Annotated in this window: 16 protein-coding genes and 1 tRNA gene; 11 read left to right on the top strand and 6 right to left on the bottom strand. The window is 39.2% G+C overall.

Going from position 1 to position 11,561, the window contains the following annotated elements; genetic code table 11:
• Positions 1–39 precede the first annotated feature (39 nt).
• Entirely contained in the window at positions 40–462 is a 423-nt protein-coding gene (locus BLP33_RS26585) for a hypothetical protein (protein WP_090534907.1), read from the top strand.
• Positions 463–737: 275 nt separating this feature from the next.
• Here BLP33_RS26585 and BLP33_RS26580 read toward each other — a convergent pair whose 3' ends face one another.
• The gene (locus BLP33_RS26580) at positions 738–917 is read right to left on the bottom strand and encodes a hypothetical protein (RefSeq protein WP_090534905.1); all 180 of its coding nucleotides are present in this window, start codon (positions 915–917) and stop codon (positions 738–740) included.
• Between the two features lie 30 nt (positions 918–947).
• Between BLP33_RS26580 and BLP33_RS26575 the strand changes: the two genes are divergently transcribed.
• The gene (locus tag BLP33_RS26575; protein WP_090534904.1) at positions 948–2,897 is read left to right on the top strand and encodes a phage tail tape measure protein; all 1,950 of its coding nucleotides are present in this window, start codon (positions 948–950) and stop codon (positions 2,895–2,897) included.
• A gap of 233 nt (positions 2,898–3,130) precedes the next feature.
• Positions 3,131–3,859 carry a hypothetical protein gene (locus BLP33_RS26570; protein WP_090534902.1) on the top strand — a complete coding sequence of 243 codons (729 nt, stop codon included), beginning with the start codon at positions 3,131–3,133 and terminating at the stop codon, positions 3,857–3,859.
• A gap of 282 nt (positions 3,860–4,141) precedes the next feature.
• Here the strand turns inward: BLP33_RS26570 and BLP33_RS26565 are convergent, their stop codons facing one another.
• The 3 genes from BLP33_RS26565 to BLP33_RS26555 are packed head-to-tail and all read right to left on the bottom strand — an operon-like array spanning position 4,142 to position 5,381.
• A complete protein-coding gene (locus BLP33_RS26565; RefSeq protein ID WP_090534901.1) occupies positions 4,142–4,579 on the bottom strand; it encodes a hypothetical protein in 438 nt (145 codons plus the stop codon).
• Positions 4,580–4,590: 11 nt separating this feature from the next.
• Positions 4,591–4,932, bottom strand: coding sequence for a hypothetical protein (locus BLP33_RS26560; protein WP_090534899.1), 342 nt, complete (start codon positions 4,930–4,932; stop codon positions 4,591–4,593).
• A gap of 59 nt (positions 4,933–4,991) precedes the next feature.
• The gene (locus BLP33_RS26555; protein WP_139160086.1) at positions 4,992–5,381 is read right to left on the bottom strand and encodes a hypothetical protein; all 390 of its coding nucleotides are present in this window, start codon (positions 5,379–5,381) and stop codon (positions 4,992–4,994) included.
• Between the two features lie 127 nt (positions 5,382–5,508).
• On the opposite strand from BLP33_RS26555, the gene BLP33_RS26550 reads away from it, so the two are divergent.
• From BLP33_RS26550 to BLP33_RS26520, 7 genes are all read left to right on the top strand, one after another.
• Positions 5,509–5,790, top strand: coding sequence for a helix-turn-helix domain-containing protein (locus BLP33_RS26550; RefSeq protein ID WP_090534896.1), 282 nt, complete (start codon positions 5,509–5,511; stop codon positions 5,788–5,790).
• 145 nt (positions 5,791–5,935) lie between these two features.
• The gene (locus BLP33_RS26545) at positions 5,936–6,475 is read left to right on the top strand and encodes a hypothetical protein (RefSeq protein WP_090534894.1); all 540 of its coding nucleotides are present in this window, start codon (positions 5,936–5,938) and stop codon (positions 6,473–6,475) included.
• Between the two features lie 6 nt (positions 6,476–6,481).
• Positions 6,482–6,820, top strand: coding sequence for a hypothetical protein (locus tag BLP33_RS26540; RefSeq protein ID WP_090534893.1), 339 nt, complete (start codon positions 6,482–6,484; stop codon positions 6,818–6,820).
• A gap of 25 nt (positions 6,821–6,845) precedes the next feature.
• The gene (locus BLP33_RS26535) at positions 6,846–7,157 is read left to right on the top strand and encodes a hypothetical protein (protein ID WP_090534891.1); all 312 of its coding nucleotides are present in this window, start codon (positions 6,846–6,848) and stop codon (positions 7,155–7,157) included.
• A gap of 223 nt (positions 7,158–7,380) precedes the next feature.
• Positions 7,381–7,596, top strand: a complete 216-nt coding sequence (locus BLP33_RS26530; RefSeq protein ID WP_090534890.1) for a hypothetical protein — start codon at positions 7,381–7,383, stop codon at positions 7,594–7,596.
• 388 nt (positions 7,597–7,984) lie between these two features.
• Positions 7,985–8,461 carry a hypothetical protein gene (locus BLP33_RS26525; protein WP_139160085.1) on the top strand — a complete coding sequence of 159 codons (477 nt, stop codon included), beginning with the start codon at positions 7,985–7,987 and terminating at the stop codon, positions 8,459–8,461.
• 9 nt (positions 8,462–8,470) lie between these two features.
• Positions 8,471–8,824: a type II toxin-antitoxin system PemK/MazF family toxin gene (locus BLP33_RS26520; RefSeq protein WP_090534886.1), complete on the top strand. Its 354-nt coding sequence runs from the start codon at positions 8,471–8,473 to the stop codon at positions 8,822–8,824.
• Between the two features lie 612 nt (positions 8,825–9,436).
• Here the strand turns inward: BLP33_RS26520 and BLP33_RS26515 are convergent.
• Positions 9,437–9,526 (bottom strand) — tRNA-OTHER (locus BLP33_RS26515).
• Positions 9,527–9,561: 35 nt separating this feature from the next.
• Between BLP33_RS26515 and BLP33_RS26510 the strand changes: the two genes are divergently transcribed.
• Entirely contained in the window at positions 9,562–10,731 is a 1,170-nt protein-coding gene (locus BLP33_RS26510; RefSeq protein ID WP_090534885.1) for a site-specific integrase, read from the top strand.
• 44 nt (positions 10,732–10,775) lie between these two features.
• Here BLP33_RS26510 and BLP33_RS26505 read toward each other — a convergent pair whose 3' ends face one another.
• A complete protein-coding gene (locus BLP33_RS26505; protein WP_090534883.1) occupies positions 10,776–11,222 on the bottom strand; it encodes a hypothetical protein in 447 nt (148 codons plus the stop codon).
• Positions 11,223–11,561: the final 339 nt, after the last annotated feature.

The following is an 11,561-nucleotide window of genomic DNA, read 5'->3' as shown; positions in this document are numbered from 1 at the left end:
GCATTGAAATAAATAACTGAAATTTTTAATAATAAATATATGGAAACAACAAACTATGTGATAGCTGAAGAAATAGCTATCGAAGACTTCAAGAACTTTTACAAAAGCTTTATTCGTAAGCCAATTAAAGACGAAGAGCAGTTTAAGGATGAGTTTTTTGCCCCTATTGAGGCAATAAAATTAGGCAACCTAATTTTTGAAGATAGCAAGCCGGTTCTTACCCTTGAAAAGCCTGTTAAAAATACCGAAGGCGGTACAGCATTGGGAGAAGTAAAATTTAAAACCCGTGTGCCGGTGATGACTATGAAGAATCTGCAACATGGCCTTACAATGCCTAATGATCAGTTTGAGCTATCGATACGCCTTATTGCCTATTTGATTGATCAGCCGGCGGCCATGCTGGATAAGATAGAAAATTTTGACCTGGAGGTAATCACAAAATTAACTGCGGTTTTTTTATAGACATCCCATTGAGATAGATGGGGTGATCAAAACACTTGGGTTAAACCTACAGTGGGCAAGTAACCAGCATATCGATACAATGTACTGTGATGACCGAGATCACCATGGTATATTGTACTGGTACGATGAAATATTTGAACAACGTGAACATTTAACCGACACAACAAAGAAAAAATAATTTATATGGCAGCAACATTAGAAAACTCGAATTGGGTAAAAAGGAAGATCTTACCCAACGCAATCCTGTCACTGGATAAATCAGCTACGCTTGCAAATCACAAATACAAACTTGTAGATGGTCCATTAGCGGCCAGATTAAGCGCCCCTGCTTTTACCAGGTCGACATCTACCTTTTCCCCAGCATTGGCCAAATCGCTTTTAATGAAACGGCTTGAAGAGTTAAATAATTCACCATTGGTGAAACGTATGCTTAAGCTAAATAAGACAATGTCCATACCCCCTGTTCCACTAATAATTATAAAGAGATGAGTGTATCATTAACCATACCTACCACCTTTACGGCCATCGATAGATTCAGTGGCGTATTAGGGCGCATGCAAGGGAAGTTAACCAGCTTCACCAACGTGGCAATGCAGGCTAACCAGAGGTTTATTGGAAGTATGCAAAATATCTCCACCCGCGCACGTAGCATAGCCGGTTATACAGCAATAGCCGGGGCCGCCATCCTTTCGCCGTTTATTCATTCAGCAAGAGAAGCGGTAGCGTTTGAACATACCATGGCTAAGGTTAATACCATAGCAGGCCTGAACGCAAAACAGATGGTTGCCATGAACCGGGGCGTACTGGATATTACCCGAAAGGTGCCGGTAGCTTATGAAGATGTTGCTGAAGGTTTGTATATCATCAATAGCGCTGGCATTAAGGGTGCAAAAGGGCTCGATGCTATAAATAACTCTGCAAAGCTATCTGTAGCCGGCTTAGGCAGCGTTAAAGAGGCCTCACACCTGTTATCATCTGTGATGGTAGTTTTTGGCGGCGAAGGTGATACTGCAGCTCAGATTTACAACAAACTGGCCCTTGTGGTAAGGAATGGAAAAACCACAATTGGCCAGATGAGCGAAGGTTTTGGAAAGGCTGCAATATCTGTTCAACTTGCCGGTGTAAAACTAAACGAGTTTTTAGCAATGACTGGTGCCCTCACTGTTAAAGGATCATCGGCAGCAGAAGCCTACAATCAAATTCAAGGTGCGGCCCAAGCACTATTAAAGCCGAACGATACAATGATCAAAGCTTTTAAATCGTTAGGAGTACACGGATCCTTTGCCGGTCAGCAGCTAATAAAACGCTTCGGTGGACTGGTCCCTGCAATGGAAGCCGTTAATCACTCACTTGACAAAATGGGTTTACGTAGGGCTAAAGCATGGGGCCGTATCGGGGCGTTTATCGCTCAAGCAGCGTTAACACCAGGTGGTAAAGCATACGGACACTTTACAGAAAACATGGGCGACATGAAAAACCAGCCCAATGCAGGTAACAATATGTTTCAAACCATGTTAGGCACTACCAGCAGCCAGTTTACATTGTTAAAGAACAATCTACAAGCGTTTAGCATCGAAGTAGGCCTGCATTTATTACCCACCCTAACCAAAGTTAGCCAAAAGCTTAGTCCTATAGTTGACCGCGTAATTAACTGGATGGATAAAAACCCGGAATTGACTGATACAATTATAAAAATCACAGCAGGTTTAGGTGCATTTTTATTAGTAGCATCACCACTGGCCATGACCGTTAGCCTGGTAGCGGATGCATTTGCCGGCTTTGGTGTAGTGCTAACTGCATTCGGCATATCACTTGAAGCTACTCCAATCGGCTGGATAATTACCGGCATTGTAGCTTTAATAGCTGTGGTAACTACCGTTATTGCAAAGTGGGACGATTGGGGCGCAGCTGTATCTATCTTTTTGGGCCCACTGGGGCTCGTTATAAGCTTAATTCAATCATTCAGACGTAATTGGGATGCTATCACCACATCGTTTAAAACGGGCGGCTTAATTGAGGGATTCAAGACTGTGGGTAAAGTCCTTATGGATGCTATATTGTACCCGCTTCAGCAGATGCTGGATATCATCGGCAAACTAACACACTGGAATTGGGCAAGCAACGCCGCGCATGGCCTTGCAAATATGAGGACCGGTATGGGTATAGTCCTAAACAATTCAATAGCTCCAGCGCCGCCTAAGCCTACGTTAGCACAAACACCTGTGTTTGTATCACAGATGCAAAGCCAGGCACCTGCCGCCGCTCCCAGCAGGGTTGATGTATACATGCATGATCCGGGCGGTGCAGTTAAGAGTACAAAGGTTTCCGGCCCCGGCCTCATTAAACCCATGCGTACGCATGGAGTTAAGGGCAACGAACCTGTAAAAGTAAATGTAATATCAACAGCGATACAGGACTTTATTAAAAACATGTAAGGCATGGGTCGGACTTGCTAACATAATTAGCTAAGGTACTGTGGAACGAGTTTCCATTTCCTGCAATACGTTGCGCATCCCAGCAAACACATAGTTACACCTGATTTAACCGTGTTTCGGTTTTTGTTTCGATACAAAATTCAGGTGTAACTGTTTGCCGACAAAAACTGCGTTTAAATGATATTCAAGCCACTATTTTACTGATTTATTACTACCGAAACAATATTTTTTTTATGGGTCAAGTATCGAGACAGGATTTTGCCGACTTATGCGGCATTGACATGGACAGCTTACGGAGTTACATAAGCCGTAAGAAGGTTATAGTTCATGGTGATAAAGGTAAGTTTATCGACACAACAAACCCGATAAACAAAGCTTTTAGAGATAAGCGAAAGAGTGCCCTCGACTCAAAAAAGGAGATGCAGGATATTATTTCCAGGATACCGGTTAACCCGCGCAAGGGTAAGCCAGATGCGGATGTTGATGATGACTATGATGATAATCCTATGCCTGAATCATTAAGCCCTGAAGCTTTGCTTGCCTTGTTTGCAGGCAATAAAGGTGGCCGGCAGGGTAAAGGTGATGAAGATACTGAAAGTATGCAGCGTTATATCAGGATGAAAATTAAGGGCGATGGCGAGTTGGTTGCTGCTAAAGTTATCAAGGAGAACATTCAGATTGATAAACTTTCCGGAAGCCTATTACCAATTGACTTGGTGCATAATATACAAGAGGTTTATTGCAAAACGATCTTCAATAGCTTTGAGAATGGTTGTCAAAACTTTGCCAGTTTGATTTGCGCTAGGTTGGTTAATGGCGACATGACTTTATACACCCAATTGGTAGGTGAGCTTATGGGCATTTTGCAGAAATGCGTTGATGATGCCGGCCGACAGGCGGATGAGGATATTGATAGGTTAATTGATACTTTCTCAGTATCAAGGGGACGTGGAGAGAAATAAGGGTCAGTAAGTATCTCACAAAGACCAATAACGCGGTCGCAGCCGATGCAACCTCGCTTAATGCGATAGTAGATATAGCGCTATGGGGTAACTGGCATTTACATAAACACCTTTTTTACGCATAAAACAATCCATCATCTTGCTATGAATCATTACGTTTATTATATCAGCAAGGGTTAAGAAAATTATTAATAATCATGATTATAAGTCGTCTATGAATTAAAAAGGCCCTGCTGGTTTTCAGCGGGGCCTTTTTAATTCTGTAATTTACAGGTACGCGTGTCACTTCGCGGTAAACAATATTTGAGAATTTGATTGCCCTAAACTATCAAGGCTATCTAATGCATCGTTAACCCGTGAATACTTCAGGTGTTCTATTTCGACAAAATCAGCGCTATCTTTAATTTTGAGTATCAGGCGACAAATGAAACAAAACATATTAAAAGTGCTATCCGCTTCAACGGGATTACATTGCAGGTATGATCCAAATACCTTTTCTAATTTGTTGAAGCTTGTTGCAGGATCGCCCCAAATATCAATAACGTGGTTTAATTCATCAAACAGAGCATTGCCGGCGATTATATTATAAATAAAATGATTACCTGGCATCATTCCTGCATCTGAGCCTATATTACTTGGGCTAAAATGTTTAAATCCGGTGAAAAGTCCCTGTATCGCAGCTATTTCATTCTGCTCAAGATCTATATTTTGAATTTCCATTGTTTTAAAATTTAGCTTTGCAACCCGTTATTTTCAAATTGTTCCATGCCCCCAAATTCTCTAAAGGCTTCAAAATTACTCCCAAGTTGAGCAATGAATTTAATTGCATCGCAAGTCATGTAAATCTTTTCTATTAAGTATTCTGGGCTCAATGTTAGATACCTATAAGTAGGTTTACTGTTTTCATCAAGTTCATACGCATCATAATTTACAAAAACCTCTTTTAACAAATCGGTCATATTCTCAATATGGTGCTCCGGGCCTCCAATAGTGAAAAACTCGTTAATGGTGTTTAAAATATCTTTATTCCTCATGGCTCGTATTTGTTGAGCGCGCTGTGTGTTGTTGTCCATAATCCTTTACTTTAAATGGTGATTTCAGATAATTTTGTTAATGCAATGGTTAGGCTTCGTTAGTTAAGGCTGTATTGCCCAGCCTTAATTGATTGTAGATAAGCCAGTACTGTATCGTTGAGATTTTCGCTGATGTATGTATCAACCTCAAAAGATCCGCTATCCTGCACGTGACAACCGCCACAATCAGCGGTATCAAAGCAGTAATCATTCATGCCTGTTTTTATTACGAAAGCCCTTACAGTCTGAAATTCAATTGAGGCGGTTAACCACTCATCGTTTAAAGTGTATTCTACTTCTATGCTGGTCCCTAAAAGAACAACATCATCTACATAATAAATGGCCGGTAATTGTTTGTTTACAGCAGGCTTGCTGAAAATCGGCGCTGGTGCCAATGGAGCGATCAATAACTTGAATTGATTACCCTGGTAAGTTGTTGTTTGTAACATGGTTTTAAAATTGATTTGCAATAGCTAATGTACAACTAAAATCACAAAAACAAACATTTTATATAATTATTTTTAATATTTGTTTAATTATGATTAATTTATACCTTTGTTAAAACAAAATAATTACATGAAACATATCATTAAAGCCACCTACACGGATCAGGAATTTAGACAGATCATCCGGGAAGAAGTGCAAGCGGTATTAAACGCTATACCAGGAATGCCAACAATTGAAATTGATGAGCCATTAATAACCGTAGAACAGGCCGCAGAAAAATTAAATCTGGTAAAAGGTACCCTATATAACATGGTGTCACAAAACAAGATACCCTATTATAAATCCGGCAAAAAGGTGCTTTTCAAATGGTCAGAGCTTGAAAAGTGGTTAGTCGCGGTAGACGGAAAGTAACAAGCCGGGGGCTGCAAATCAAACATAATCATGCTACAATGCGTTTCCAAAACGCTCCCCCGGTTTGCTAAGATAAATATTCCTTCAGAGGAAATACATCATTCCAATCATTTGTTGGTATATTGCCCTTAATAAACCAATCACAATGAAATCAATCCACATGGCCATACTATCAGCGATAGCTATAGCAGGCTCCTCATGCCGACCTAACTACACTTCAGTTGGCGAAAACACATTTATTCATGATGATAAAGTATACCGGGTAATTGGCAACGAGGTAAAGGAAATTGGAGATATGAGTAGCACCGATATTCCAAAGCTATCATCATCAAAACCTCAATTAATCAGCTTAAAAGATAATTCGCTGAATTTTATTAAACGCGGTGCATATTGCAATATCAAGGCCCTTTTTCGTAACGGCAATTTATATTACACCTTTAAACTATTTGGCATAAATGACCTGAGCGATAATTATCTTCCCGGCCGCTTGACAGTTGATTTTATTGACGAATATGGCTTTGTCCTACACTCCGCGATTATTAACACTACAGAAATGACAAAGAACCTGGATGATTCCGGTAACACATCGTTTTATAGTTATACCGGCAAGGTTGATATCAGCGAGGCGGTCACCACCGCTATAAAAACCTATTCGGTGTCTGCATCGTTAGAAACAAATAAATAAATCAGTATGGCAAGGAAAAAAGAAGTTGTCCAGCCGAAAGCTCATATTGCTATGATGGATCAGCTTGCAGCATTTAAGGCAGTAATACAGGCAGAGGTAGCGGCTGGTAACATGAATATAGCCATGGCCATTAAACTTACCGAAAAGATGGCTAATAAAACTGCTGGTGAAAAATCGGTAGTTGTGCCGGTAAAAGCCGCAAAACCAAACAAGTACAACCTTGACCCTGATTTTATCAGGATGATGAACTTAAAGGCCTTTAAGGCTACGGTGAAAAAGAACAGGGCCAGGATAGAGGCGATACAGGAATATTTTCCGGGTTGGGAGCCGGTGTTTGAGGGATAATAGATGTTTTCTAATTAATGATATTATGAGTGATAAGCTTGACTTGATTATAGATCTCCTTTCAGAAATAAATGAGAATATAAAAAAACTCATATCGTCGCAACCAGCATCTCCAGATATACCGCCAAAACCAGCAAGGAAAAGCAAAAAGCAACTTTTTCATGAAAAATGTGTAGCTGAAATTGAAGCAGATCGCCCCAGACAGCAGGCGCGGGCCAAAAAGATGTTCGCAAAAGAATATGAGAGAATAGAAACATTGGAGAGAGAATTGAGAATAAAGCCGAACGAGGCTGGATTGCATTCGGACCCAATAACAAAGAATAAAAAAACTCCCTAAAATTTTATGGGCATTTCTCTGGTCCCAACAAAATTTAAATGGCTCTAAGATAGAAGATTAGCTGATTAATGATAATCAAAAAAAACGCTTGAAATTCAGTGTTCAAGCCCTAATCACTCCGCAAAAGAATATATAAAAATGGCTTTTTAAGCCAATATGAGCCTTTTTTAAATTAATAAAGTAAAAAGGTATCACTTTAGGTATCACATTTTATAGAAAAATCATGAATTTAACGGAAAAAATTGCCCGCAACTTACAACTGGTCGCTGAGGTTAATCTTTCTATCGGGCCGGGCAATGAATTGGATTACAAAACCGCGTGTTACGCGAAAGAGCTCAATGAGGAATTGGTGGTAATGCTACTTCAACAGGTTAGTATAATCGGACAAGAAAATAAAGACCTAAAGGAATTGGTGAAAAAGCTATCTAACAAGGAATAGCCAGGTAGTGGAATTTAAAAAACCACGTTGTTGATTACCCGATGCCCAGTAAACCGGCCAAAAATTCAGCAAGGTTTAAATCCGCAAGTTTTAATTGTCATTTTTTTGTCACAAATTAAAAAAAGTTTTTCAACGTTAATTTTGGTTTAAACCAATTTTATGAACATGAATATGAACTTATACAATTTAGGCATCAATAATTCACTGTGAGGGCTAAAAACGCTATTGTAATGAATTTAAATAACGCCTATATAGCAGTATAAATAAATGGGTACCAGCATATCTCTTATTTTACTGATTGATTAAGATATGTATCTTTTTCAATTTGTTTGGTATATATTTGGCATCTATAACATAGACTGAAAGGAATATTGTTATGAAGAACCACATGAATTTAGCAATCCAAAAGCCAAACTTATCCCCTCTTGATCAATTATGCCAAGTAATTGAACAGATGATTGAGCGATTTAAAACTCAAAAACAAAGCATACACGATAACATCTCATATTGCAGACAAATTAGAACCGCGAGAAAACATTTCGAAAAGAATCTTAAATCGAATATTTCAAAATTTGAAAAACAAACCGAAGTTAAGCAAATGGAAATTGAGCTTCACTTCTATAATGTTTTGAAAGACTTAGAGATAAAAATACCTGAGATTTTAGAGGAGCTTGAAGATGAAAACTGGTTTATGTCATTCTTTCTTAGAAGAGAAGTAAGAAAGTCATACCGGTTAGTAGTATACACTCAAAGAGAAATGTCTCAGAAAGTATATCCTAATAATGCCGATAAAATAATAAACGATCCTGAAAAGTATCAAAAGCTAGTGGACTCTTGGGGTGATCTGGCTGACGATGAGTATTAAGTACATCGAATGGCCAAATTTTTTCGCGGCGATGTTGTTAATATGCTTTATCCTGCCGGCAAAGATCCAAATGGTAAACCTATATTGAAAGTAAGGCCAGTTGTTGTTCTTCAAAACCAAAATAAAAATTCTGATATAATTACGGTGTATTGCACGTCTCAAAATGATGGAGACGATGAGCATACTATTTTTGTTAAATTCGATTCTGAAGAAGGTTATGCAATGGGTTTAACAAAAGACACTTGGATTAGGCCAGGAAAAATAAAAACATTCTCAGTTGAATTTATAGAAAGAAAAATTGGGACCTGCCCATTAATGACTCAAATAACTCATATTATAGAAAAGATTAATAACGGGAAATAGCAATTGCCTCAACAAAAAGTCAGCTAAATCAAGTCCTTTGGCCCGGGCATAGTAGCCCGGTAATCTAAAAGATATTCTATAAATCCAGCCTTGCCATCGAGCAGGGCTTTTTTGTGCCTTTATTTTTACCAATCCCCAAAGGTAAATCCAAGAATTTAACCGTAATTCCACACACCGATATCTTTGGGTATTAACAACAAAAAACAATAATTAACAACAAAATGGGCTTTAAAAAGGGAGTTTCCGGCAAGCTAAATGGCAGGCCGAAGGGTACCGCATATAAAAGACCTGTATCAAAACTTGAAAGGTGGATTGATAGGTGTTCATTTCTTAAGCAGTAGTACAATGCCAAAACCATCAGACAATTGATTTCAAGAAGGAGGTACAACTAAAGTGGGAATAATTATTCGATGAAATGTTTGTTCAATGCACCAAGTAAGATTGAAATTCCTATTTAAAGGCCTTTTTGTTTTTAGTTTGCGCAGAGAAAGGAAATAGAAGCCCTGGAAAGGCAGCTGGGCATTGAAAACGCCCCAAACAAAACAAACCGCACAAAATCCGCACAAAAAAAACAGAAAAAAGCCCCATATGATCTATATGAGGCTTTTTAAGTGATCCCATTTGGATTCGAACCAAAGACCTACAGATTAGAAATCTGTTGCTCAACCCTTCGATAGTGCATTTAAAGGCCATTTTCGGGATATTGTAATACTGAATGCGCCAAAAACGCGCCAAGTATGTTCACAATACCTACAATTGTTGTAAGCGATGATCTTACCCAAAGAGCTTACATAACTTTTTATTTCAATAACAACCGAGTCCGAGAATACAATGGGAAAAAGATAGGCTTACACATCAGCCCGAACAAGGCAACTTCGTTAACACAGAGAAGCGAACTGCTGGAAAAGCTTAGATTCGAGTTTCACAAAGCCTTAGAAGCAAATTCCTATCCATTAACAAAGACGAAGCCTGTACAAAAGCCGCAACTACAGGAAATAGCGAAGCCGAACGAACTACCAATACACGATTCCTGTATCTACCTGCTGTTTAAAGCAACTCGCGCAAAATTACAATCTGACCTAAGCAAGAAATACAAACGCAATTTAAAGTCTATCTACCGACAGTTTAAGAAATACATGTCAAACGAGGATTTGAGTGGGCCAATAACGCTCATATCTGCATCAAAGATTGACTTGTTTCTAAATCAGTTTCGATCATCGGGCACATACTACATGAACAAAAGGCGCGACCTTGGTGTACTGTTTTCCGCAGCAGGGAGGCTGATAGACCAACCAGTGGAAACAATTCAGAAATCCCAAAAGAAGAAATCCAAAGCCGTACTGCATAAGGCTTACGAAAAGAAGCAGTTAAAACCGATATTAAATTATTTGAAGGTTAACAATCCGAACCTTTACATCTGTAGCCTGTTAACATACGGAGCGTGGTTAAGGCCTCATGAAGAAGTGCGATTACTTACGATGGGCAGTTTTAAAAGCGATCTTAGCGAAGTCCATCTATCCGGTGAAGAAAACAAAGGTGGCAGGGTAAGAGTAGTTCACATTCCCGAATATATCCGAGTAGAACTTAGAGGAAAACTTGCCGGTTTGGGAAGACACGACAATATCTTTAGCTTGAATGCAGTACCTTTTAATGAGTACTACTTTAACACCCAATGGTCAAGAGCCTGGGCGAAGATGTACAAATTAGGTTTGATATTCGAAGATCAAACCATTTACTCATTTAGGCATACAGCAGCGGTACAATTGTATCGAAGAACTAAAGATGTTCACCTTTTGCAACAGCTTTTAGGCCATTCAGCAATAACCGTAACATTAAAGTATCTTAGAAACTTAGGAGAGATTGATAGTGAACAACTTGCTAAGTATGCACCTCTATTAGAGCTTTGATAAACAAAAAAGCCCATCCGTACAAATGGATGGGCTTCCAAGTTCTAAGCTGGTAACACCTTCGCAACAGGTTGATACCCCTTAAACACTTTCACCGGAACTTTTTCAACCACTACATCTTCATAATGCTCTCGTACAAAGAAGACCAAATTGAAGTCAGCTTCGGATTGTATCTTAATCTTTTCGGTGTAAGGGATTAATCCCATTTCCCTACGAGCTTCATTTACCTTTCCGATAATTTGCCCTGGAGTGTAGACTTGATATAACTCAAAAGTCTCATACAGACCGTTATAATACTCTTTCACTTTAGGCTTGGCCTCAATAACAGAATCAATCTTTTCTAAAGTTGAATTCCAGGAGGTTTTGCCTTTGCCGAACACGTTGCGAACTATTGTCGACGATAATTCACCATAGATCGGGAAAAGATAATCATAACGTTGTTGTTGAATGGGAGTGAGAGGGGAACCTTGAGGCTCAGTTTGATTTGACATTTTGTAATGAAACAATAATTGGTAATAGACTTTCGTCTGTGTTAAGGATCTTGATACAGGCTTACGCCTAAAGAGCAGTATCCGGCCCTTCATTCGTTTCGAAACAGAACTAGCTGTATTTGGTTCCAACTCAACGTGCACTTTTTGGCTGGATTGTACAGTTAAAAACAACAGGTCAAACACGACCTCAGCATGTCAAAGAACATAAAAATTCATTTGCCTCTAAAGGCAGCGTTTTGATTGATTCGGCCATAGGAATGTCGGTTGGTGTCGGCCTAGCGGAGAACAGGTTGATAAAGCATAGTAGCGCTCCGTTAAGACAAAGATAGCTTGGTTAAA

This window comes from Mucilaginibacter sp. NFR10, assembly GCF_900100445.1.
Taxonomy (GTDB): domain Bacteria; phylum Bacteroidota; class Bacteroidia; order Sphingobacteriales; family Sphingobacteriaceae; genus Mucilaginibacter; species Mucilaginibacter rubeus.
The sequence above is the reverse complement of the archived record's forward strand: the minus strand, read 5'-3'. Positions and strand labels throughout refer to the sequence as shown.